This window comes from Pseudolysinimonas kribbensis (assembly GCF_039531715.1).
GTDB classification, from domain to species: Bacteria; Actinomycetota; Actinomycetes; order Actinomycetales; family Microbacteriaceae; genus Pseudolysinimonas; species Pseudolysinimonas kribbensis.
Map to the genome: position 1 here is coordinate 268,232 of NZ_BAAAQO010000004.1, position 23,722 is coordinate 291,953.

Here is a 23,722-nt window from a genome sequence, read left to right on the forward strand (position 1 = left end):
CGGAAGAAGGGGCACGCGGGACGCTCTGCGTGCGCGCCCTCAATCCGATCCAGCTCCTGGAGGAATCGTGGCTCAGACCCCCGACGTCGTCTTCGTGGACGGTGTCCGCACCCCCTTCGGCCGCGCCGGCGAGAAGGGCCAGTACTGGAGGACCCGCGGCGACGACCTGATCGTGAAGGCCATGATCGGCCTGCTCGAACGCAACCCGAATCTGCCCAAGGATCGGGTGGACGACGTCGCGATCGCGGCGACCTCGCAGACCGGCGACCAGGGTCCGACGATCGGACGCAGCGCCGGCATCCTGGCGGGATTGCCCCTGAGCGTGCCGGGTTACGCGCTCGACCGCATGTGCGCGGGAGCGATGACCACGGTCACGACGATCGCCGGCGCCATCGCCTTCGGCGCTTACGACATCGGCATCGCCGGCGGCGTGGAGCACATGGGGCACCACCCGATGGGACAGGGCATCGACCCGAACCCGCGCTTCGTCGCGGAGAACCTCGTCGCCGCCGACGCCCTCAACATGGGCAACACCGCCGAGCGGCTGCACGACCGGTTCCCGCAGCTGACGAAGGAGCGCGCCGACCATTACGCCATGCGCAGCCAGCAGAAGCTGGAGGTCGCCTACCAGGCCGGCAGGATCCAGCCCGACCTGATCCCGGTCGCGATCCAGTCCGATGAGGGCTGGGGGCTCGCGACCGAGGACCAGGGCCGCCGCCCGGAGACGACGATGGAGACGCTCGCCGGCCTGAAGCCCTCGTTCCGACCGCACGGTCGGGTCACCGCCGGCAACTCGTCGCCGCTCACCGACGGCGCGACGGTGTCGCTGATCGCAAGCGCCGACACCGCCCGGGAGCTCAACCTCGGCGTCAAGATGCGGATGGTCTCCTTCGCCTTCGCCGGCGTCGAGCCGGAGGTCATGGGCATCGGCCCGATCCCCTCGACCGAGAAGGCCCTGCGCAAGGCCGGACTGACGATCGGCGACATCGGGCTCTTCGAGCTCAACGAGGCGTTCGCCGTGCAGGTGCTGTCCTTCCTCGACCACTTCGGCATCGACGACGACGACCCCCGGGTGAACCTGTGGGGCGGCGCGATCGCGATCGGGCATCCGCTCGCCTCCTCCGGCGTGCGTCTCATGATCCAGCTCGCGCGTCAGTTCGAGGAGCACCCCGAGGTGCGCTACGGCCTGACCGCCATGTGCGTCGGCCTCGGGCAGGGAGGCTCCGTCATCTGGGAGAACCCGCACTACCGGGGGGCGAAGTAAGCGATGACCGACTTCTCGAAGCTGCTCGCCCTCGACCCCGACGAGGTCGTCACCCACTCCTTCGTGCGCGACATCCGCCTGCCGAGCGGGAAGACGCTGGCGCTCATCACCCTCGACAACGGCAAGGACTACACCCGGCCGAACACCCTCGGGCCGAACACGCTGCACGAACTCTCGGGCGTGCTCGACCGGCTCGCGGCACGGGGGGCGGCGAAGGAGATCGACGGCGTCGCCGTGATCGGCAAGCCGTTCGGCTTCGCGGCGGGAGCCGACCTCAGCAAGGTGGGCGAGATCCCGGACCGCGAGACGGGCCTGCTGATGGCGCGACTCGGCCACTCGACGCTCGGCAAGCTGTCCGAGCTCGGCGTTCCCTCGTTCGTGTTCTACAACGGCCTCGCGCTCGGCGGCGGCGTGGAGATCGGCCTGAACGCGACCTACCGCACGGTCGACGCGTCGGTGCCGATGTTCGGTCTGCCCGAGGTCATGCTCGGGATCGTGCCCGGCTGGGGCGGTGCCTGGCTGCTGCCGAATCTCATCGGCGTCGAGAACGCGCTCAAGGTCATCGAGTCGAACGCGCTGCGCCGCCGGTTCCTCCGGGGACCGGAGGTGTTCGAGCTCGGCATCGCCGACGCCATGTTCGGGCCCGCGAACTTCCTCGAGGAGTCACTGCGCTGGGCCGACGGCGTGCTGTCGGGATCGATCAAGGTGAAGCGCAAGAACGAGCCCGGCAGGATCGAGCGCCTCGCCAAGTGGGACATCGCGATCGGCATCGCCGAGAAGCAGCTCAAGGACGCCGTCGGCGAGACGCCGCTGAGCCCCTACCGCGCCCTCGCGCTCATCAAGGCCGCCAAGAACACCGACAAGCAGACCGGCTTCGCGGCCGAGGACGCGGCGCTGGCCGACCTGATCTCGGGCGACCAGTTCCGCGCGAGCGCGTACGCATTCGACCTCACCCAGAAGCGCGCGAAGCGCCCCGCGGGCGCGCCGGACAGGCAGCTCGCGCGCACGGTGACGAAGGTCGGCATCCTGGGTGCCGGTCTCATGGCGTCGCAGTTCGCGTTCCTGTTCGTGCGCCGCCTGCAGGTTCCCGTGGTGATCACCGACCTCGATCAGGCTCGGGTCGACAAGGGCCTCGGCTACATCCGCGACCACATCGACGAGCGGCTCGCCAAGGGCCGCATCTCGTCGGACGAGGCCAACCGGCTCAAGGCCCTCGTCACCGGGACGACCGACAAGAAGGACTTCGCCGACTGCGACTGGGTCATCGAGGCGGTCTTCGAGGAGGTCGGGGTCAAGCAGCAGGTGTTCGGCGAGGTGGAGCAGTACCTCGCCGAGGACGCGGTGCTGGCGACCAACACCTCCTCGCTCTCGGTCGACGAGATCGGCGCGAAGCTGCGGCATCCGGAGCGCCTGGTCGGGTTCCACTTCTTCAACCCCGTCGCCGTCATGCCGCTCATCGAGGTCGTGAAGGCGCCGAAGACGAACGACGCCGCGCTCGCGACCGCCATGGAGATCGCGAAGAAGCTCGGCAAGAACGCGATCATCACGAAGGACACGCCTGGCTTCATCGTCAACCGCATCCTGGCCAAGCTGCTCGGAGAGGCCATGCACGCGGTCGAGCAGGGGACCCCGTTCGACACGGTCGTGGAGGCCGTGAAGCCGCTCGGACTGCCGATGGACCCGTTCGTGCTCCTCGAGCTCGTCGGGCTCCGCGTCGGCGCGCACGTGCTGGAGACCCACCACGCCGCCTTCCCGGAAAGGTTCTTCGACTCCCCCGCCCTCGACGAGCTCGCCGACTACGGGCACCTGCTCGAGAAGGACGCGAAGGGCAAGACCAAGGGCTACGACCCGAAGGCGCTCGCGATCGTGAAGAAGCACACGGCGCCGGGGGCCACGCCGTTCACGGTCGAGCAGCTCCGGGCGCGCGTCGAGGACGGGCTAGCCGACGAGATCCACCGCATGCTCGAGGACGGCGTCGTCTCGGCGCCCGAGGACATCGACCTCGCCATGATCCTCGGTGCCGGCTGGCCGTTCATCATGGGCGGCGCGACGCCGTACCTGGACCGCGTGGGCGCGAGCGAGCGGGTGTTCGGCGACACCTTCCACCACCCGCCCGTGCGCGGGGTCGCCTAGCGGCCCTCAGTGCTGCTGCGCCGCCTCCAGCTCGGCGTCGGTCAGCTCCGGAGCCGTCGGCTTGTGCACGAAGAAGGCGACGACGATCGAGCCGATCGAGACGATCGCGCCGACCATGAACGCCCAGTGCACGCCCACCATGACCTGAGCGGGCGCCGCGTTCTCCGCGTCGGTACCGCCCGCCGCGGCCGTGCCCGCCGCCAGCAGGGCGATGAACGCCGCGGTCCCGGCGGCCGCCGCGACCTGCTGCAGCGTGGTGAGGGTGGCGCTGCCGTGCGAGTACAGATGCGGCGGCAGCGCCGAGGTGCTCACCGTGAACAGGCAGGTGAACAGGATGCCGAGGCCGATGCTCATGATGACGTGCGGCAGCAGGATGAACCACACCGGGGTCTCCTGGTTCAGGAGCGTGAGTCCCCACAGGCCCAGGCTGACCAGCACGGTGCCTGGTACGAGCAGCGGGCGAGTGCCGAAGCGGTCGTAGATGCGACCCACGAACGGGCCGATGAGCCCCATGATGAGGCCGCCCGGCAGCAGCACGACGCCGATCGTCCAGGCCTCCATCTTCAGCACGTTCTGCACGTAGAGCGGGAGCACGATCACCGCGCCGAACAGGGCGATGGTCATCACGACGAACAGCACGATCGAGATCGAGAAGGTCTTCGCTCGGAAGGTGCGCAGGTCGAGGAGGGCCCGGTCGGTGCGCTGGAGGGCGATCTGGCGCAGGACGAACAGCACGAGGAAGACCACGCCGACGACGGTCGGGATCCACGGTGCGATCACGCTGCTCCCCTCCGCCGACGCGCCCAGACTGCTCAGCCCGTACACGACGCCGCCGAAGGCGAGGGCCGACAGCACGATCGACAGCACGTCGAGGTGCGCCTTGCGCGGCTCGGAGACGTTCGGGATGCGGACGATGCCGATCACGAGCATGACCACGGCAAGCGGGAAGCTGATCCAGAACAGGTAGCGCCATGATCCGAGGCCGTCGATGACCAGGCCGGACACCGCGGGCCCGATCGCGGGCGCGACCGACATGACGATCGAGATGCGGCCCATGATCCGGCCGCGGTCGAACATCGGCACGAGCTGGAGCACGGTCGTCATGAGCAGCGGCAGCATGATGGCCGTGCCGGAGGCCTGGACGACCCGGCCCAGAAGGAGCACGCCGAACGTCGGCGACACCGCGGCGATGAGCGATCCGAGTGAGAACAGCGACATCGCGGTGATGAACACCGGGCGGGTGTTGAGCCGCTGCAGCAGCCATCCCGTGATGGGCACGACGATCGCGGTGGTCAGCGCGAACGCGGTCGTCAGCCACTGGCCCGCGCTCGGCGTGATGTGCAGGTCCTTCATGATCGGCGGCACGGCGACGCTCATGACGGTCTCGTTGAGGAAGACGACGAAGACCGCCGCGAGCAGCAGGACGATCGCGACCCGGTTGCGCGACGCGATGGCCGGATCAGGGGTCGTCGGCGCCGCGGGGACGTGGACGGCGGCTTCGGTCATGGCTCCTCCAGGAGTCTCAGCGCTGATGTGGGAATCGACCTGACCGGTTCGCCGGCGGCCTAAGTGAACAGCGTCCACATTATCGGCGACCACCGACATCCGGATAGCGATGGACGTTCGCTGAGAGGAGAAACCGCCGGGGGGCGACGGTATTCCCGACGGGAGAGGATCAGCGCGAGCGGCGCACCGTATCGGTGTCGGTGCCGACATCCTCCGGGAGCGGACGCGCGATCGGCAGCCGCTGCCCGAGCACCTGCGACACGATGTCACGCGCGATCTGCTGGTCGGTCAGCCCCACGCGCGCGAGGATCTCGTCCCGCTCCCCGTGCTCGAGGAACTCATCGGGCAGCCCCAGCTCGTCGACCGCGGTGTCGACCCCCGCGGCCCGCAGGTCCTGCCGGATGCGGGTGCCGATCCCGCCCACCCGGATGCCGTCCTCGATCGTCACGACCAGACGGTGCTGGGCGGCGAGCTCGATGATCCCGGACGGCACCGGCACGACCCAGCGCGGGTCCACCACGGTCGCGCCGATCCCCTGCGCCGCCAAGCGCTCGGCGACCTGCATCCCGATCTTGGCCATCGGCCCGACGGTGACGATGAGCACATCGCGGAACGGCGCCTCGCGGAGCACGTCGACGCCCGATGCGTCACGGCGCACGGCGTCGAACTCGTTGCCCACATTCCCCTTCGAGTAGCGCAGCACCGTGGGGGCGTCCTGCACGGCGACCGCCTCGCCGAGCTCCTCGCGCAGCCGGCTCGCGTCGCGAGGGGCCGCGATGCGGATATGCGGCACCGCCTGCAGGATCGCGAGGTCCCAGATGCCGTGATGGCTGGGTCCGTCGGGGCCGGTCACGCCGGCCCGGTCGAGCACGAAGGTCACGCCCGCGTCGTGCAGGGCGACGTCCATCAGCACCTGGTCGAAGGCCCGGTTGACGAAGGTCGCGTACAGCGCGACCACCGGGTGCAGGCCGCCGAACGCCAGCCCGGCCGCGCTCGCGACCGCGTGCTGTTCCGCGATGCCGACGTCGAAGACGCGACCGGGATGCTTCTCGGCGAACCGGTGCAGCCCGGTCGGACGCAGCATCGCGGCCGTGATCCCCACGATGCGGGGGTCGCGATCGGCGAGCTCGACGATCTCGTCGGCGAAGACGCTCGTCCACGACGGGCGGCTCGCGTGCTCCACCGGCTCGCCCGTCTCGGGATCGATCTGGCCGACCGCGTGGAACTGGTCGGCGACATCGGCCACCGCGGGCTCGTAGCCGTGCCCCTTCTCGGTGATGACGTGCACGATCGACGGGGCGTCGTACTCCTTGGCCTGACGCAGGGCGAGCTGCAGGGCCTCGAGGTCGTGGCCGTGCACGGGGCCGATGTACTTGATGTCGAGGTTCGAGTAGAGCGACTCGTTGTTGGTGAAGCGGGAGAGGAACCCGTGGACCGCTCCGCGCGTGCCGCGGTAGACGGCGCGGCCGACCGGTCCGAACCTGGCGAACACCCGCTCGGTGGTGCGATGGAGGTCGCGGTAGGCACGACGGGTGCGGACGCTGTTGAGGAAGTGCGCCATCCCGCCGATCGTCGGCGCATAGGAGCGGCCGTTGTCGTTGACGACGATCACGAGACGGCGCGAGTTGTCGTCCGTGATGTTGTTGAGGGCCTCCCACGTCATGCCGCCGGTGAGAGCGCCATCGCCGACCACGGCGACCACGTGGCGGTCGCTCTGCCCCGTCATCGCGAAGGCGCGGGAGATGCCGTCCGCCCAGCTGAGCGAGCTGGACGCGTGCGACGACTCCACGATGTCGTGCTCGGACTCGCTGCGCTGCGGGTATCCGGCGAGGCCGCCCGACATCCGGAGCCGGCTGAAGTCGTGCCGGCCGGTGACCAGCTTGTGCACGTAGCTCTGGTGGCCGGTGTCGAACACGATCGCGTCGCGCGGCGAGTCGAACACCCGGTGGATCGCGAGGGTCAGCTCGACGACGCCCAGGTTCGGCCCCAGGTGACCACCCGTCTTGGAGACCTCACCGACCAGGAATCGACGGATCTCCCCTGCGAGGTCCTCGAGCTCCTTCGGAGTGAGCCGGTCCAGGTCGCGAGGCGTCCGGATCCCGTCCAGCAGCGACATGCTCCGAGCCTACGCGGGCGACCTACACCAGGCTGCGAAGCACGTACTGCAGGATGCCGCCGTTGCGGTAATAGTCAGCTTCACCTGGCGTGTCGATCCGCACCACCGCGTCGAACTCGATCGGCGTCCTGCCCGCCGCCGAGTGCTCACTCGGGGCGGCCGTCACGTGCACCGTCTTCGGCGTCGAGCCGTCGTTGAGCGCCTCGATGCCGGAGATCGAGACGACCTCGGTGCCGTCGAGCCCCAGGTCGGCGGCGGTCCTGCCCTCCGGGAACTGGAGCGGGATGACGCCCATACCGATGAGGTTGGAGCGGTGGATGCGCTCGAAGCTCTCCGCGATGACCGCGCGGACGCCGAGCAGGTTGGTTCCCTTGGCCGCCCAGTCCCGGCTCGATCCCGAGCCGTACTCCTTGCCCGCGAGGATGACCAGCGGAACGCCGGCGGCCTGATAATTCTCGCTGGCGTCGAAGATGAACGCCTGCGGGCCGTCGGGCTGCGTGAAGTCGCGGGTGTAGCCGCCCTCGACGCCGCTGCCGCCGTTGAACTGCGCGAGCAGTTGATTCTTCAGCCGGATGTTCGCGAACGTGCCGCGGATCATCACCTCGTGGTTGCCGCGCCGGGAGCCGTAGGAGTTGAAGTCCTTGCGGTCGACCCCGTGCTCCAGCAGGTAACGACCGGCCGGACTGTCCGCCTTGATGGAGCCGGCGGGCGAGATGTGGTCGGTCGTGACGGAGTCGCCGAGCTTGGCGAGCACGCGCGCGCCGGCGATGTCGGCGACGGGGGTCGTCTCGAGCGTCATGCCCTCGAAGTACGGGGGCTTGCGCACGTAGGTGGAGGCGTCGTTCCACTCGAAGACGTCGCCGGTGGGCGTCGGGAGGCTCGTCCAGCGCTCGTCGCCGTCGAACACGGCGCCGTACTCCTTCGTGAACATCTCGGTCGAGATCGACTCGTCGATGGTCTTCTGCACCTCGCCGGCATCCGGCCAGATGTCCTTGAGGAAGACGTCGTTGCCGTCCTGGTCCTGCCCGAGCGGGTCGACCTCGAAGTCGAAGTTCATCGATCCGGCCAGGGCGTAGGCGATGACCAGGGGCGGGGACGCGAGGTAGTTCATCTTGACGTCCGGGTTGATCCGACCCTCGAAGTTGCGGTTGCCCGAGAGCACCGCGGTCACGGCGAGGTCGTTCTCGTTGACCGCCGCCGAGATCTCGTCCAGCAGCGGACCCGAGTTGCCGATGCACGTGGTGCAGCCGTAGCCGACGGTGTAGAAGCCGAGTGCCTCGAGGTCGGAGGTCAGTCCCGCCTTGGCGTAGTAGTCGGTCACGACCTTCGACCCGGGCGCCAGGGTCGTCTTGACCCACGGCTTGGCCGTGAGGCCCTTCTGGTGCGCATTGCGCGCGAGCAGCCCCGCGGCGAGCATCACGCTCGGGTTCGAGGTGTTCGTGCAGCTCGTGATCGCGGCGATCGCGACCGCGCCGTGGTCGAGCGTGAAGGTCGTGCCGTCCACCGACACCTCGGTGGGCTTCGTGGCGGTCGACGGAGCGGCGCTCACGTGGTGGCGCGTGTGCGAGTGCGCATGCGCGCTGTCCTCGTCCTGCGCGGTGAAGCCGATGGGGTCGGAGGCCGGGAACGTGCCCTCCACCGCGGCATCGACCATCGAGAGGTCCTGGTCGGCGTAGTCGTCGAGGTCCGCCTCGAACTGGGTCTTGGCCCGGCTCAGCTCGATCCGATCCTGCGGGCGGCGCGGGCCGGCGATCGAGGGCACGACGGTCGACAGGTCGAGCTCGATGTACTCGCTGTAGGCGGGCTCGAGCTCCGGATCGTGCCAGAGGCCCTGCGCCTGGGAGTACTCCTCGACGAGCGTGATCTGCTTCTCGCTGCGGCCGGTCTGGCGCAGGTAGTCGAGGGTCACGGCGTCGATGGGGAAGATGGCGGCGGTCGAGCCGAACTCCGGGCTCATGTTGCCGATGGTGGCGCGGTTCGCGAGCGGCACCTCGGCCACGCCGGCGCCGTAGAACTCGACGAACTTGCCGACGACACCGTGCTTGCGCAGCATCTGGGTGATCGTCAGGACGACGTCGGTCGCCGTGACGCCGGTCGGGATCGCGCCGGTGAGCTTGAAGCCGACGACCTTGGGGATGAGCATCGAGACCGGCTGGCCCAGCATCGCGGCCTCCGCCTCGATACCGCCGACGCCCCAGCCCAGCACACCGAGACCGTTGACCATCGTGGTGTGCGAGTCGGTCCCGACGAGGGTGTCGGGGTAGGCCTGCAGGACGCCGCCGACCTCGCGCGTGTAGGTGACGCGGGCGAGGTACTCGATGTTGACCTGGTGCACGATGCCGGTGCCCGGCGGCACGACCTTGAAGTCGTCGAAGGCGGTCTGACCCCAGCGCAGGAACTGGTAGCGCTCGCCATTGCGCTCGTACTCGAGCTCGACGTTGCGCTCGAACGCGTTCTCGGTGCCGAACAGGTCGGCGATCACGGAGTGGTCGATGACGAGCTCGGCGGGGGCGAGAGGGTTGACCTTCTTCGGGTCGCCGCCGAGGGTGCTCACCGCCTCGCGCATGGTGGCGAGGTCGACGATGCACGGGACTCCGGTGAAGTCCTGCATGACGACGCGGGCGGGGGTGAACTGGATCTCCGTGTCCGGCTCCGCCTGCGGCTGCCAGGCGCCGAGGGCCTCGATCTGCGACTTGGTGACGTTCTTGCCGTCCTCGGTGCGCAACAGGTTCTCGAGGAGCACCTTGAGACTGAAGGGCAGCTTCTCCGACCCCGGGACCTTCGCGATCCGGAAGATCTGATACTCGGTGCCGCCGACCGTCAGAGCGCTCTTCGCGCCGAAGCTGTCCACCGCCGTGCCCTGTTCATCCACCATTTTGGCCGTCTCCTCGCTGTCGTGATCCATCGTCGGACCCGTGGTCGACCACCGTCCAGCAAGGCAAGCCTAAGACCGGGCGAGCGTCTAACTATCTCGACATCAAGATATCTTAGCGCTCGACATCGTCCTCGGACGACTCGCCGTCGTCGCGCTCGGGCATCGTCCAGGCGGTGCGGAACAACAGCCAGGTCAACCAGAGGATGACCGCGTACAGCGGCACGCCGAGGATGAGCTTCATCGTCGCCAGCGCCGTCGTCTGGTCGAGGAGGAACAGCGGCACCTCGACGATCAGCCGGATGGCGCCCAGGAACAGCCAGAGCACGGTCGCGACGAGCGCGACGCGGCGCTGGGCGGCGTCCTCGCGCCAGGTGCGGTCGCCGATCAGGAACCCGACGAGCACGCCGAGGAACGGCCGGCGCACGACCAGGCTGAGCGCCATGATCACGACGATGGCGCCGTCGATGCCGAAGCCGAGCAGGAAGTTGTTGTTGATGTTGTTCGTGAAGAACGCCAGGCCACCGGAGACGGCGATGCCGAGGAAGCCGACGATCGCGGTCATGACGGCCTGCCGGCGCACCACCCGCACGACGATGAAGGCGATGGCGACGACTGCGGGAGCGGCGACCGCCCAGACCAGCCGATCGGTCGGCGAGAGGAACGACCCGGTCACGGTGTAGACGATCAGGAACAGCAGCGTGGGCAGGATCGACTCGACGATGCCGAGCACACCGCCCATGGCCTGCAGGAGGGTGCGCGCCGACGGGGTCTCGCCCGGCGCGATCCGGCCGAGGCTGGAGCGGCGCAGGGCCTGCCCGAGCGCGTCGTGGACGTCGGGTGCGTCGCCCTCGGGTCGCTGCGGATCCGGCGTCGTCATCAGACCGTCCCGGCATTCGCCGGCACGTGCAGCGGGATGAGGTCGCGCGGCGGCATGGGCGTGGTGCCGCGCACGACGACGATCGACCGGAACAGTTCCTCGACCTGCGCCGCCGCCTCGGGGTCCGCTGCGGCCTGTCCGCTGATGACGCCCCGCAGGAACCAGCGCGGCCCGTCGACACCGACGAAGCGCGCGAGCCTGCCGCCCTCCGGCGACGGGATCTCCGCGCGCACCTCCGGCCCGAGAGGGCCCTCGACGGACTGTGCGGCTCCGCCCTGACGCTGGATCTGCTCGACGATCTGCTCACGGATCTCGTGCCAGAGCCCACTCGTGCGCGGCGCGGCGAAGGGCTGCACCTGCAGCGTCGAACCCGCGTAGTCGAGCGCCACGGCCACGATGCGCTGCGACTCCTCCTCGACCTCGAGGCGCAGGCCCAGGTCGGCACGCGGCACGATCTTCACCCCGCCGAGGTCGACGTAGGGACGCACGGCGTTGGCCTCGGCCTCGTCGAACGGGCCCGCGTCCTCGCGGTCCACGGGTGCCGACTTCGGGCGGTCGGCCGCGTCGTCGGAGAAGGCGGACGGATCGGGGGTCTGGCTCACGCAGGGACTCCGGTGGTGGTCGCATAGCCGGTCGAACCGAAGCCGCCCTCGCCGCGTTCGCTGCCGGGCAGGCGCTGCACCTCGACGAAACGTGCGCGGCTCACGGGCAGGACGATCAGCTGGGCGATGCGATCGCCGGCGCTGATCCGGTACGACTCGGAGCTGTCGGTGTTCAGAAGCGTGACCCGCAGCTCGCCGCGGTAGCCGGCATCCACGGTGCCAGGGCTGTTGACGATCGTGATCCCGTGTCGCGCGGCGAGGCCGCTGCGGGGCACCACGAAGGCGACGTAGCCATCCGGCAGCGCGATCGCGACTCCCGTGCCGACGGTCGCCCGCCCGCCCGGCGCCAGCGTCACGTCGTCCGCGGAGGTGAGATCGGCTCCCGCATCGCCCGGATGCGCGTAGCGCGGTTCGGGGCCCGTGAGGAGCACCTCGACGAGGTCGGTCACGCGTCGAGGCTAGTCCCCGCGGCTCGGCGTGGTCGAATAGGAGGGATGCCCACCTCGCCCCCCGCCTACCGCGAACGCCTCTGGCCTTCGCCGTGGGTCTTCCTCACGACCGCGCTCGTGATCCCGGCCGCCCTGCTGGTCTTCCTGCCGATCTCGGAGACCGCCGGGATCGTCGTCGCGATCGTGCTCTACGGCGCGATCGTCGTGATCCTGATCGCGACCACGCCCCTGGTCGAGGTGACCGATGCGGAGTTCGGAGCGGGTCGGGCCCATCTGCCGCTCGCGGTCGTGCATGCGGTGCGCGCGGTCGAGGGCGACGAGGCCGGCGCCGAGCGCGGGGTGCGCCTCGACGCTCGGGCGTTCCTGCTCATCCGGGGCTGGATCCCGGACCTCGTCCGTGTGGAGCTCGACGATCCGAGCGACCCGACGCCCTACTGGCTCGTGTCCACGCGCCACCCGCGACGACTGGTCGCGGCCCTCGCGGGGGCGCGGGCGGGCTCAGCGGATTAGGCCGCGCACTCCTGGCAGATCGGCCCCAGCTTGGAGTCGTGGTCGAACTGCGACTGGTGCTTGACGAGGAAGCAGTTCACGCAGGTGAACTCGTCCGCCTGGGGCGGGAGCACGACGACGTCGAGGTCGACGTCGGACAGGTCGGAACCGGCCAGCGCGAAGTCGGGATTGTCCCCCTCGTCCACGTCGATGGCACTCGACAGCTTGTCGGGCGTGCGCTCCTGAAGAGCCTGGATCGACTCGGTGTCGTCGTCCGTCTTCCTCGGTGCGTCGTAGTCGGTTGCCATTCCCATCCATCTCGATTCGGGTGCCGGTGAAGGCGATTCGGCGGGGCACAGTCTGCACGATCGATCCGACCGCCGCAAACCGGCTGGGCCCACCATGCCCTCGTGCCCGCATCAACCTGCGGCGCGCCCGCGATATTCCCGGGTGAAACGGTTATCGCATGGCATCCTGTGCCTGACTCACAGGGTCAGGAGGTCGGCGCTCATGCAAGAGCTGAAGGTCATCGGAGTCGAGGACGGGGCCCTCCTCGTCGCCTCGGACGAGGGCTCGCGCTTCCGCGTCGAGATCGACGAGGCGACGCGTGCGCGGCTGCGCCCTCCTGCGCCCGAAACGGGTTCGGCGCGCCGGCTCGCCCCCAAGGAGATCCAGGCGCACATCCGGGCCGGGATGTCGGCGGAGGACGTCGCGGCGGTCACCGGCGCACCCCTGGAGTACATCCAGCGTTTCGAGGGGCCCGTGCTCGCGGAGCGCGAGTTCGTGATCGAGTCCGCGCTGGGCGTGCCCGTGCAGATCGCCGTGGAGGCCGACCCCGCCGCGGGAACGACATTCGGCACCGTGATCCGGCAGCGCCTGGCCGACGCGGGAGCGGCGGACGAGCGGTGGGCGAGCTGGAAGGAGCAGGCCGGCAGCTGGGTCGTCAAGCTGACCTTCGAGATCGCTCAGGTCGAGCACGACGCCCGCTGGAGTTTCGATCCCAAGCGCACGGCGCTCTCGCCCATCAACCCCGAGGCGATCTCGCTCTCGCAGCAGGGCGAACTGCCGCCGAGCCTGATCCCGCGCCTCCGAGCGGTCACGACCCAGCCCGGCGACACCGGCCGATTCGACAGCGGCGCGTTCGAGATCTCGGATGAGCAGGCCGACCCGGGGATCGTCGCGCCGGTGCCCATCGGACGCGTCGCACCGGCCGAGGCCGATCCGCCCGCGCACCAGCAGACCGCCGACCTGCTGGAGGCGCTGCGGCGCCGGCGCGGCGAACGGGACCCGATGGATCCCGGCCCCTCGGATGCCATGGCGTCGCACCCGTCGACGGGCGCGATCCGGCTCATCGACATCCCGCTCACCCCCGGGGACGCCGGGGCGGAGGACCAGCCCGGCGCCGCGCATCAGCCCGCCCCGCCGGCGCAGACGCGTAACGCCACCGGACCCCTCGGCAAGCGGCGCGGGCGCGCCGCCATGCCGACGTGGGACGAGATCGTGTTCGGCGCCCGGCCCGACGACGACCTGGTCTGAGCCGGGCGGTCACGCCCAGCGGGCGAAGCGCAGCAGCGGGATCGCGAGCTCGTCGGCGCTCAGCGAGCCGTGCTGGCCGATCATGCGCCGGCCGCGGTCCTCGGGGTCGATGTAGTAGGCGACGCGATCGCGCGCCGCGACGAGCACGTCGCCGATGCGCGGCACGACCTCGGGGTCGACCTCGCCGAACCAGCCCGCCGCGACCGCCTCGGCACGCGTCGCCACCCAGGCCCGCCGGCCCTCCCGCTCGCGCCACCGGGCGGCCACCTCGTCGGCGTCGACGCCCGGGGCGAGATGCAGCTGCAGGCAACGCGGCTCCCCCGCGACCGCCACGACGCCGTCCAGGGCGGCGTCGCCGACGACGACCTGGCGCTCGTGCGGCACGTCGACGACCCCGTGATCGGCGGTCACGAGAACGCCGTCGCGGGGCCCGACCCCGGCCAGGAAGGTCGCGAGCGCGGCGTCGAGCTCCTCCAGCGCCGCGACCCAGGTGTCCGACTCCCAGCCCCTGGCATGCGCCGCGGTGTCGAGCTCCGGGACGTAGAGGTAGCCGAGCGCAGACGGCCCGGCGAGCACCTCGCGGGCGCGGGCGAACCGGTCGGCGATCGAGCGACCGCCGAGGTACTCGGCACCGTGCAGGACGGCGTCGGTGAAGCCGGAGCCGCGGTAGCGCTCGGGGCCGATCGCGACGGCACGAAGACCGACCGCCGTCGCGCGTTCGAAGCACGTCGGCATCCGCTGCCATCCCCGCGGCAGGCCCCCGTCGTCCCAGCCGCTCAGGTGGTTCACGACCGTGCCGTCCGGGCCGAGCGCGGTGTAACCGACCACGCCGTGGCGGCCGGGATCCGTGCCGGTCGCGAAGCTGGCGAGGGCGCTGGCAGTCGTGGTCGGGAAGACGGACGAGATCGGGGCATCCCGGGCCAGTCGCGAGGCCAGGGTGCGCGCATGCCCGCCCCGCGCGGTCAACGCGGCGAGGCCCAGGCCGTCCACGAGCACGACCACGGCGTGATCGACGGGCGCGAGGCCGAGTCCCGTGCTGCGTCCGCCGAGCGCGTCGAGGCATCCGGGGAGCACATCGGCGAGCCGGAACCGGTGCGCCCTGCCAGCGGGGAGTCGGGCCGCCGGTAGCATGACGGCGATCCTATGGCCACTCCCTCCTCCACCTCACCGTCCTCATCGAGCCCGGCAGAGGGCGAGCGCATCCAGGACGTCGACGTCTCGACCGAGATGCAGGGGTCGTACCTCGAGTACGCGTACTCCGTCATCTACTCTCGCGCCCTGCCCGACGCCCGCGACGGCCTGAAGCCGGTGCAGCGCCGCATCCTGTTCCAGATGAGCGAGATGGGCCTGCGCCCGGATCGCGGGCACGTGAAGAGCGCACGCGTCACCGGCGACGTCATGGGCCGCCTGCATCCGCACGGCGACGGGGCGATCTACGACGCCCTCGTGCGGCTCGCGCAGGACTTCACGATGCGCCTGCCGCTCGTCGACGGGCACGGCAACTTCGGCTCGCTGGACGACGGCCCCGCCGCCGCGCGCTACACGGAGGTGCGGCTGCAGGCCGCCGCGCTCGCGATGACGGACGGGCTCGACGAGGACGTCGTCGACTTCGTTCCCAACTACGACAACCAGCTCACCCAGCCCTCGGTGCTGCCGGCGGCCTTCCCGAACCTGCTCGTCAACGGCGCCAGCGGCATCGCGGTCGGCATGGCGACCAACATGGCACCCCACAACCTCATCGAGGTCGCCGCGGCGGCGCGGCACCTGCTCGAGAACCCCGAGGCGACCCTCGAGGACCTCATGGAGTTCGTGCCCGGCCCCGACCTGCCCACCGGCGGCACGATCGTCGGGTTGGAGGGCATCAAGGACGCCTACGCGACGGGTCGCGGCTCGTTCAAGACGCGTGCCCGCGTCTCGATCGAGCAGCTCTCGGCCCGTCGCGCGGGCCTCGTCGTGACCGAGCTGCCGTACCTGGTCGGGCCCGAGAAGGTGATCGAGAAGATCAAGGACGGCGTGCAGTCCAAGAAGATCACGGGCATCGCCGACGTCACCGACCTCACGGACCGCAACCACGGCCTCCGGCTCGTCATCGGCATCAAGACCGGCTTCAGCCCGGAGGCCGTGCTCGAGCAGCTCTACCGGCTCACGCCGCTCGAGGACGGCTTCGGCATCAACAACGTCTGCCTCGTCGAGGGCCGACCGCTCACGCTCGGACTGCGCGAACTGCTGCGGGTCTACCTCGACCACCGCATCGAGGTCGTCACGCGGCGATCTCGATTCCGCCTCGCCCGGCGGCAGGAGCGCCTGCACCTGGTCGACGGGCTGCTCGTCGCGATCCTCGACATCGACGAGGTCATCCAGGTGGTGCGCACCTCCGACGACACCGCGCAGGCCCGCACGCGTCTCATGGACGTCTTCGATCTCTCGCAGCTGCAGGCCGACTACATCCTCGAGCTCCAGCTGCGCCGGTTGACCCGGTTCAGCCGCATCGAGCTCGAGACCGAGCGCGAGAAGCTGCGCGCCGAGATCGCCGAGCTCGAGGCCCTGCTCGCCGACCCCGGTCGGGTGCGCACCACGGTCGCCGACGAGCTCGACGAGGTCGCGGAGCGGTTCGGCACCCCGCGACGCACCCTGCTGACCCAAGGCGCGGCCAGCACGGCGCAGACGCCGAGCCAGCGCAAGGCGGCCGCGGCGGCATCCCTCGAGATCGCCGACGTGCCGACTCTCGTCCTGCTGTCGACCACGGGCCGCGCGGTGCGGGTCGACCTCCCGGATGGCACGGAGCCGCCGACGCGTCCCGCGCGCCGCAGCAGGCACGATGCGCTGGCCTCGCAGGTCGTCGGCACCAGCCGCGGTCAGCTCGGGGCGATCACCTCGCGCGGACGGCTCGTGCGGTTCACCCCGGTCGACCTGCCGTCGGTGCCGGCGAACTCCGTGCAGCTGGCGGCCGGTGCCCGGATCGCCGACTACCTCGGGATCGTCGACAAGAAGGAGCGGGTGCTCGGGCTGGTCTCCCTCGAGTCGGAGCTGCCCGTCGCGCTCGGCACCCGGCAGGGCGTCGTCAAGCGCGTCGCGCCGGGCGGATGGCCGGCTCGACCTGACTTCGAGGTCATCGCGCTCAAGCCCGGCGACGAGGTCGTGGGCGTCGCCCAGGGCGGCGAGGCCGAGGAGCTCGTCTTCGTCACGAGCGACGCGCAGCTGCTGCACTTCGGCGCGGCGCAGGTCCGCCCGCAGGGCGTGGCGGCCGGCGGGATGGCGGGCATCAAGCTGGGCGCGGGCGCCTCGGTGATCTTCTTCGGGGCCCTCGATCCCGGGGCCGACGTCGTCGTCGCCACCGTCTCCTCCCCCGCCGAGACGCTCGCCGGCGCCGACCCGGGTCGCGCGAAGGTGTCGGCGTTCTCCGAGTTCCCCGGCAAGGGTCGCGCCACCGGCGGCGTCCGGGCGCACACCTTCCTGAAGGGCGAGAACGCCCTCGCGCTCGCGTGGGCGGGGGCTGCGCCCGCGCTGGCGGTCGGTACGGACGGGTCGCTGCGCACCCTGCCCGAGTCGGGCGCGAAGCGCGACGCCTCGGGCGCTGCGCTCGACGCCGTCATCGGCTCCATCGGCGCCTCCCTCTAGCCCCCCTCCTCGATAACTGCCCAAAAAGTCCCAGTCGCGGTCGCCCGCACTGGGCGTTTTTGGTCAGTTATCGAGGGTGCGGGTCAGGTGACGCCGGCGATCGAGCACGCGCCGCCGAGGACGCGAGCGCCGATCACGACCTCCTGCAGCGATCGCGGCTCGCCCGAGGTCCAGGTGAGGGTCAGCGACCGCAGCATCTCGTCGCCCGGAAGTGCCACGGCGACCAGCACCGTGCTCGGCCCCTCGATCTCGACCCGACGGGTCGACGCATCGGGCACGACGAGCGGCTCGACGGGGTCCTCGCCCGGCCGTATGCCGTCGCCGAGCGGGATCACCCGCCACGGCACCGCGCGCCCGCTCGACGTCACCCCGAGCAGGCCGGCGTGCCCGTCGAGCGGGTCGATCGTGAACTCCACGACGATCCGGCTGCCGTCGAGCACGCGGCAGGCGGGGCTCAGACCGCGGTCCGAGAACCCCGCGCGATACGGCGTCGTCGACCGGCCCGCCGAGGTCGCGACCGCGACCGTCAGCGCGACGGTGACCAGCGCACCGGCGGCGAGGCCGAGCCCCAGCCCGATCAGCAGCCCCCGCGCGAGCGGACGGAGCGTCATTTCGGGAACAGGTGGGGCACGAACCCCGCCCAGGCCCGGCGCAGCTCCGAGCGCGGGTCCTCCTCGACGCGGTCGTCGACGTCGATGATGAGCGTGCGCCGGTGCTCCGCGTCGTAGCGCGGCCAGCCGGCATCCACCTGGCCGGAGAACGCGAACCGCAGCCAGTTGGTGCGCATCCGGCGTCCCACCCGCTCGAAGGCCCGATAACCCCCGAGCAGGCCGAACAACCGGCCCGGGGGTTTGCGTGCCTGGTCGAACACGGCGAACAGCTCGATGCCGTGGGTGGCGTCGAGACCGAGCCAGCGCGCGAGCCGGGGGGCGATGTCGAACCGGTAGAAGTAGACGGGTGCATGGCGGGCGTGCGCCTCGGCGATCCGCACCGAGGGGTACCAGAAGGAGTAGTCGCCGGCGAAGTCGGCCGACGAGGGGCGCCGGGACAACCGCGGGTACATCCGCGCGATCGCGGTCGCCTCCTCGCGTGGAGTCTTGGCGAAGACCGCGCGGATGCGCGCCGGCGTCGAGGCCAGGATGTCGAGCCGACCGCGGAACAGCGAGCCCTCGCGCTCGTTCGTGCCGATGATGAGCGGGATGCGCGCGGCACGCCCCTCCCGGAACGCGTCGACCGGGCGCATCGGCAGCAGCTCGCCGTCCGCGACGGGGGCCAGCAGCGTGGAGCCGGGCACGCGATCCGGCATCTCGCGCACGAGCCGCGTCGTCGCGGCCACGAACTGGGCGGTGGTCGCCTCCCCGAGCAGACGAGCCGCCTCCTCGGCGGTCGGCTCCGACGTGAGCGGGGCGCGGCGCACCGCGCCGAGCAGCTCGAGGAAGTCCCGAGCCCACAGCGCCGTGATATCCGGGTCGTAGACGGCCTCGGCCGGCGAGCTCTCGGCGATCGCCCGGGCGAACAGGCCGTGCGCGCGCGGCACCGCCATGAGCGTGGTGACCGCGTTGGCCCCCGCGGACTCGCCGAACAGGGTCACGTTGCCCGGGTCGCCGCCGAAGGCCCCGATGTTGTCGCGCACCCACTCGAGCGCCGCGAGCTGGTCGCGCAGGCCGAGGTTGGAGTCGAACGGGCGGTCCGGGCTCGAGTACCGCGTGAAGTCGAGATAGCCGAGCGCCCCGAGCCGGTAGTTCAGGTTGACGAAGACGACGCCGCCGTCGTGCACGAGCCCCTCGCCCTGCTCGGGCATCTCCCGCGAGGACCCGACCGCGTACGCGCCGCCGTGGATGTAGACCATGACCGGCCGCGGCACCGCCGACGGGATGCGCGGCGCGATCACGTTGAGGGTGAGGCAGTCCTCGCTCATGGCGGCCCGGCTGTTGGTGCCGCTGAGGCTGCGTGGATCCTGCGGGGCGACCGGCCCGAAGTCGCGCGCCGGCCGGATGCCCTCCCACGGCACGACCGGCTGCGGTGCGCGCAGGCGCAGGTCTCCGATCGGCGGGGCCGCGTACGGGATGCCGCGCCACATCCGCAGGCCGCGTCGCACCGCACCCTCGATGCGACCTCCGGAGACATCGAGCTGGAGCGCGTCGGCCACGGCTCCACGCTACGACGGCGCCGTGAGCGGGCGCTGAGGGCGCGCTCAGGCGGCGTCCGGAATCAGACGTCGACGCGGGAGCGGTCGAGACCCTGCCCGGCGATGATGAAGTCCTTGCGCGGCGCGACGTCGTTGCCCATGAGGAGCTCGAAGACGCGCGCCGCCTGCTCGGCGTCGGCTACCTTCACGCGACGCAGGGTGCGGTGCGCACGGCTCATGGTCGTCTCGGCGAGCTGGTCGGCATCCATCTCGCCCAGTCCCTTGTAGCGCTGGATCGGATCCTGGTACTTGCGACCCGACTTGCGCAGCGTCGCCAGCACCTGGTTCAGCTCCGCCTCGGAGTACGTGTAGACGATCTCATTCGGCTTGGAGCCGGGGTTCTGGATGACGACCCGGTGCAGCGGCGGAACCGCGGCGAACACGCGACCGTCCTCGATCATCGCCGGCATGTACTTGAAGAACAGGGTGAGCAGCAGGGTGCGGATGTGGGCACCGTCGACGTCGGCGTCGGCCATGATGATGACCTTGCCGTAGCGGGCCTGGTCGAGCTCGAACGTGCGGCCCGAGCCCGCCCCGATCACCTGGATGATTGACGCGCACTCGGCGTTGGAGAGCATGTCGGCGACCGACGCCTTCTGCACGTTGAGGATCTTGCCCCGGATGGGCAGCAGGGCCTGGTATTCGCTGTCGCGGCCGAGCTTGGCGGTGCCGAGGGCGGAGTCGCCCTCGACGATGAACAGCTCGGTGCCGGCGACGTCGTTGGAGCGGCAGTCGACGAGCTTCGCGGGCAGCGACGAGCTCTCGAGCGCGTTCTTGCGACGCTGGGTCTCCTTGTGGGCGCGGGCCGAGATGCGCGCCTTCATCTCCGAGACGACCTTCTCCAGCACGACGGCGGACTGCCGCTTGTCGTCGGCCTTCGAGCTGGAGAACCGCTGGCCGAGGGCCGTGCTGAGCGTGTTCGCGACGATCGCGCGGATCGCCGGGGTGCCGAGCACCTCCTTGGTCTGCCCCTCGAACTGCGGCTCGGGCAGGCGGACGGTGAGGACGGCGGTGAGCCCGGCGAGCATGTCCTCCTTCTCGAGCTTCTCGTTCTGGCCGACCTTGAGCCGGCGCGCATTGCGCTCGATCTCGGCGCGCAGGAACTTCATGAGTCCCTGCTCGAAGCCGGCCTGGTGGGTGCCGCCCTTCGGGGTCGCGATGATGTTGACGAAGCTGCGGAACACCGTGTCGTACCCGGTGCCCCAGCGCAGCGCGATGTCGACCTCGCACTGGCGCTGCACCTCGGTCGAGACCATGTGCCCGTTCTCCTGCAGCACCGGCACCGTCTCGGAGTACGCCCCGGTGCCCTGGATACGCCAGGTGCTCGTGAGCGGGTCGTCGGGGGCGAGGAAGTCGGCGAACTCGGAGATCCCGCCCGCGAAGCGGAAGGTCTCCCGGTTCTCCCCCGCGATCCCCTCGGCGTTCTCGCGCTTGTCCAGGATGTCGATCCCGAGCCCCGGCACGAGGAAGGCGGTCTGCCGCGCGCGGCCGGTCAGCTCCTCCAGCTGGAACCCCGCCCCCTTCGTGAAGATCTGCCGGTCGGCCCAGTACCGGATGCGCGTGCCGCTCACTCCCTTCGCGACCTTGCCGGCCTTGCGCAGCTCCGACCCCGACGTGAACGGGGTGAACGGGGCATCCGGGCTCGGCTCGCCCGTATCGGCGAAGGTGCCGGGCTCTCCCCGGTGGAACGACATCGCCCACGTCACACCGTCGCGGTCGACCTCGACGTCGAGCCGCTCGCTCAGCGCGTTGACGACCGAGGCGCCGACGCCGTGCAGGCCACCGGAGGCCGCGTACGAGCCCGAGCCGAACTTGCCGCCCGCGTGCAGCTTGGTGAAGACGACCTCGACACCCGAGAGCCCGGTCTTGGGCTCGATGTCGACCGGGATGCCGCGGGCGTGATCGCGGACCTCGACGCTGCCGTCGTCATGCAGCACCACCTCGATGTCCTGGCCGAAGCCGGCGAGCGCCTCGTCGACGGAGTTGTCGATGATCTCCCAGAGGCAGTGCATGAGACCGCGGGAGTCGGTCGACCCGATGTACATCCCCGGCCGCTTGCGCACGGCCTCCAGCCCCTCGAGCACGCTGAGGTGACGGGCGGTGTAGTCGCTGGAAGACGCCACGGAGCTCCTTCGGGTGGGCGGGCCCTCTCAGCGTAGGCGGCACCCGCGACCCCGGCCCGGCACCACTCCTACTGCAGGCAGAACTCGTTGCCCTCGGGATCCTGCAGCTGGAAGTACTGCTCGTGCGCCTCGCCCCAGCGCTGGTCGACGAGCCGCACGACGGTGGCGCCGAGCCCGACCAGCCGGTCCTTCTCGGCCTCCAGTTCGGCAAGGTCGCGATGCTGGCTCCCGAGGTTCACATCCAGGTGGATGCGGTTGCGACCCTCCTTGGGACCGGCCGCGTGATGGAAGTAGAGACGCGGCCCGCACCCCTCCGGATCCTCGACCATCGACCGCTTCTCGACGTCCTCGCGCGACAGGCCCCGCGTCGCCATGAACTCGGCGAAGCCGTCGAGGTCGGGCGGCGGGTAGCCGAAGACCCCCGCCCAGAAGCGCGCGAGGCGATCCGGATCCTCCGCGTAGAAGGTGATGTTGCCCAGCTGCGCCATGATCAGAACCTAGGTTCCGCTCCGAGCGAAACGCAAGGTCGACTGCCGGACCTCCCGGGCGATCCCGTGCTTGACTGGAGGCCTCGACGGCACCCGAGCCCAAGGAGCAGGACATGAGCCAGATCACCGACACCATCGACGAACTCGACGTGCCCTCGCTCACCGCGCTCGATCGCTGCGACAGCTGCGGTGCCCAGGCCTACGTGCGCGTCGTGCTCGCCTCGGGCGAGCTCCTGTTCTGCGCGCACCACGCCGCGGAGTTCAAGGACAAGCTGCAGCCGTCCGCACTGGCCTGGCACGACGAGACCAGCCGCCTCCTCGAGGCCGACGCCTGAGCGGAACGCCGGCCGGAGCTACGCTCCGACGCGTTCGTGACGCCACCCGGCGTCGTCCTTCTCGTAACGGACCCGGATGTGGTCGCGCCCGGCGTCGCCCTGCCAGAACTCGTAGGCGGTCGGGTCGACCCTCCACAGAACCCAGTTCTCGGCGATGAGCCCCGGCTCGCGCGCGATGCGCTCCTCGGCCTCGGCGACGGCGTGCGCGCGCTCGGCCGGGTCGATGGGCTCGCCCTGACGTCCCGCCAGGACGAGCGCGCGCGAGTGCGGACTGCGGGCGAGGAAGTCGGCGGCCGCGTCGGCGGCGGACGCACGGTGGGCGACGCCCCGCATCCGGATCGCGCGGGCGCGTTCGCGCCAGTAGACGCTCACCGCGCATCGCGGCTCGAGCTCGAGCTGGCGGCTCTTCGCGGCCTCCGCGGTGGTGGCGATCTCGAGCTCGCCGCTCGCGGTCACATCCTTGAGCATGAGCACGCGGGCGTCGGCACCATCCGCGCCCATCGTCGCCAGCGTGATCGCGAGCGGTTCGAGCACGCCCGCATCCAGCGCGTCGTCGAGCCAGTCGAGCAGCAGGAGGCGCGGGTCGTCCGGAGCCGACGCGGGGTCGAACACCGGGGCGCTACCCGTGACCGAAGGCACGGCGCGGAGGCGCTCGCGGAGGGTGGGCATGCCTTCAGTATCGCGGTCGACCTCGATAGTCTTCGGCGCGTGATCGGCACTGCGGCCCTCATCCCCAACCCCGCCTTGCGTCCCCTGGAGGTGGTCGTCGGGCAGTGGCGCACCACGGGGACCCACCCGCTGATGCCCGGCACGACCTTCCGCGGACGCACGTCGTTCGCCTGGCTCGAGGGCGGCGCCTTCCTCGTGATGCGCACGGAGATGGAGCAGGCCGAAGTGCCCGACGCCGTCGCCGTGATCGGCAGCGACGACGCGGCCGGCACACTGACCATGAGCTATTTCGATGAGCGCGGGGTGTCGCGCCGCTACGAGGTCGAGTTCGCCGACGGCCGACTGTCGTGGTCGCGCGACGAGGCGGGATTCGCGCAGCGCCAGACGCTCGTCCTCTCCGAGGACCGCTCCCGGATGACGGGCACGGGACGGATGCGCCGCGGCGGCGAGTGAG

The 23,722-nt window shown here is 70.7% G+C and carries 20 protein-coding genes; 7 read left to right on the plus strand and 13 right to left on the minus strand.

What is annotated here, in order from left to right; all coding sequences use genetic code 11:
• Positions 1-67 precede the first annotated feature (67 nt).
• Both ABD285_RS11895 and ABD285_RS11900 read left to right on the plus strand, forming a co-directional pair.
• A complete protein-coding gene (locus tag ABD285_RS11895) occupies positions 68-1,264 on the plus strand; it encodes a thiolase family protein (RefSeq protein WP_344202737.1) in 1,197 nt (398 codons plus the stop codon).
• Between the two features lie 3 nt (positions 1,265-1,267).
• Positions 1,268-3,397, plus strand: coding sequence for a 3-hydroxyacyl-CoA dehydrogenase NAD-binding domain-containing protein (locus ABD285_RS11900; RefSeq protein ID WP_344202739.1), 2,130 nt, complete (start codon positions 1,268-1,270; stop codon positions 3,395-3,397).
• A gap of 6 nt (positions 3,398-3,403) precedes the next feature.
• On the opposite strand, the gene ABD285_RS11905 is transcribed toward ABD285_RS11900, so the two are convergent.
• From ABD285_RS11905 to dut, 6 genes are all read right to left on the minus strand, one after another.
• Entirely contained in the window at positions 3,404-4,903 is a 1,500-nt protein-coding gene (locus ABD285_RS11905) for an MDR family MFS transporter (protein ID WP_284255375.1), read from the minus strand.
• 169 nt (positions 4,904-5,072) lie between these two features.
• Positions 5,073-7,019: a 1-deoxy-D-xylulose-5-phosphate synthase gene (gene dxs / locus ABD285_RS11910; RefSeq protein ID WP_284255374.1), complete on the minus strand. Its 1,947-nt coding sequence runs from the start codon at positions 7,017-7,019 to the stop codon at positions 5,073-5,075.
• A gap of 22 nt (positions 7,020-7,041) precedes the next feature.
• Positions 7,042-9,924: an aconitate hydratase gene (locus ABD285_RS11915; protein WP_284255373.1), complete on the minus strand. Its 2,883-nt coding sequence runs from the start codon at positions 9,922-9,924 to the stop codon at positions 7,042-7,044.
• Positions 9,925-10,006: 82 nt separating this feature from the next.
• Entirely contained in the window at positions 10,007-10,771 is a 765-nt protein-coding gene (locus ABD285_RS11920) for a DUF3159 domain-containing protein (RefSeq protein WP_284255372.1), read from the minus strand.
• Positions 10,771-11,373, minus strand: a complete 603-nt coding sequence (locus ABD285_RS11925; protein ID WP_284255371.1) for a DUF3710 domain-containing protein — start codon at positions 11,371-11,373, stop codon at positions 10,771-10,773. The genes ABD285_RS11920 and ABD285_RS11925 overlap by 1 nt, the downstream gene beginning before the upstream one ends.
• Positions 11,370-11,822 carry a dUTP diphosphatase gene (gene dut / locus ABD285_RS11930; RefSeq protein WP_284255370.1) on the minus strand — a complete coding sequence of 151 codons (453 nt, stop codon included), beginning with the start codon at positions 11,820-11,822 and terminating at the stop codon, positions 11,370-11,372. The genes ABD285_RS11925 and dut overlap by 4 nt, the downstream gene beginning before the upstream one ends.
• A gap of 45 nt (positions 11,823-11,867) precedes the next feature.
• Between dut and ABD285_RS11935 the strand changes: the two genes are divergently transcribed.
• Entirely contained in the window at positions 11,868-12,332 is a 465-nt protein-coding gene (locus ABD285_RS11935; RefSeq protein WP_344202743.1) for a DUF3093 domain-containing protein, read from the plus strand.
• Here ABD285_RS11935 and ABD285_RS11940 read toward each other — a convergent pair.
• Positions 12,329-12,619 carry a DUF4193 domain-containing protein gene (locus tag ABD285_RS11940; RefSeq protein WP_284255368.1) on the minus strand — a complete coding sequence of 97 codons (291 nt, stop codon included), beginning with the start codon at positions 12,617-12,619 and terminating at the stop codon, positions 12,329-12,331. The two genes, ABD285_RS11935 and ABD285_RS11940, sit on opposite strands and share 4 nt — an antisense overlap.
• A gap of 202 nt (positions 12,620-12,821) precedes the next feature.
• On the opposite strand from ABD285_RS11940, the gene sepH reads away from it, so the two are divergent.
• Positions 12,822-13,847 carry a septation protein SepH gene (sepH, locus tag ABD285_RS11945; RefSeq protein ID WP_344202745.1) on the plus strand — a complete coding sequence of 342 codons (1,026 nt, stop codon included), beginning with the start codon at positions 12,822-12,824 and terminating at the stop codon, positions 13,845-13,847.
• A 9-nt stretch (positions 13,848-13,856) separates the two neighbouring features.
• On the opposite strand, the gene ABD285_RS11950 is transcribed toward sepH, so the two are convergent.
• Complete coding sequence (locus ABD285_RS11950) at positions 13,857-14,978, minus strand: alkaline phosphatase family protein (RefSeq protein WP_284255366.1); 1,122 nt, start codon at positions 14,976-14,978, stop codon at positions 13,857-13,859.
• 12 nt (positions 14,979-14,990) lie between these two features.
• Here ABD285_RS11950 and ABD285_RS11955 point away from each other — a divergent pair, with 12 nt between their 5' ends.
• Positions 14,991-17,465 carry a DNA gyrase/topoisomerase IV subunit A gene (locus tag ABD285_RS11955; protein ID WP_344202748.1) on the plus strand — a complete coding sequence of 825 codons (2,475 nt, stop codon included), beginning with the start codon at positions 14,991-14,993 and terminating at the stop codon, positions 17,463-17,465.
• A gap of 83 nt (positions 17,466-17,548) precedes the next feature.
• Here ABD285_RS11955 and ABD285_RS11960 read toward each other — a convergent pair whose 3' ends face one another.
• The 4 genes from ABD285_RS11960 to ABD285_RS11975 all read right to left on the minus strand — a co-directional run bounded on the left by ABD285_RS11960 (position 17,549) and on the right by ABD285_RS11975 (position 22,264).
• A complete protein-coding gene (locus ABD285_RS11960; RefSeq protein WP_284255795.1) occupies positions 17,549-18,076 on the minus strand; it encodes a hypothetical protein in 528 nt (175 codons plus the stop codon).
• Positions 18,073-19,614, minus strand: coding sequence for a carboxylesterase/lipase family protein (locus ABD285_RS11965; RefSeq protein WP_344202750.1), 1,542 nt, complete (start codon positions 19,612-19,614; stop codon positions 18,073-18,075). Before ABD285_RS11965 ends, ABD285_RS11960 begins: the two co-directional genes overlap by 4 nt.
• Positions 19,615-19,676: 62 nt before the next feature.
• Positions 19,677-21,776, minus strand: coding sequence for a DNA gyrase/topoisomerase IV subunit B (locus tag ABD285_RS11970; RefSeq protein ID WP_284255365.1), 2,100 nt, complete (start codon positions 21,774-21,776; stop codon positions 19,677-19,679).
• A gap of 68 nt (positions 21,777-21,844) precedes the next feature.
• Positions 21,845-22,264, minus strand: a complete 420-nt coding sequence (locus ABD285_RS11975; protein ID WP_344202752.1) for a VOC family protein — start codon at positions 22,262-22,264, stop codon at positions 21,845-21,847.
• A gap of 113 nt (positions 22,265-22,377) precedes the next feature.
• On the opposite strand from ABD285_RS11975, the gene ABD285_RS11980 reads away from it, so the two are divergent.
• Complete coding sequence (locus ABD285_RS11980) at positions 22,378-22,599, plus strand: DUF7455 domain-containing protein (protein WP_284255363.1); 222 nt, start codon at positions 22,378-22,380, stop codon at positions 22,597-22,599.
• Positions 22,600-22,617: 18 nt separating this feature from the next.
• On the opposite strand, the gene ABD285_RS11985 is transcribed toward ABD285_RS11980, so the two are convergent.
• Positions 22,618-23,268 (minus strand): pyridoxine 5'-phosphate oxidase C-terminal domain-containing protein, encoded by a 651-nt coding sequence (locus ABD285_RS11985; RefSeq protein ID WP_284255362.1) that lies wholly within the window; start codon positions 23,266-23,268, stop codon positions 22,618-22,620.
• A gap of 39 nt (positions 23,269-23,307) precedes the next feature.
• Between ABD285_RS11985 and ABD285_RS11990 the strand changes: the two genes are divergently transcribed.
• Entirely contained in the window at positions 23,308-23,721 is a 414-nt protein-coding gene (locus tag ABD285_RS11990) for a hypothetical protein (protein WP_284255361.1), read from the plus strand.
• The last annotated feature ends 1 nt before the right edge of the window (position 23,722 follow it).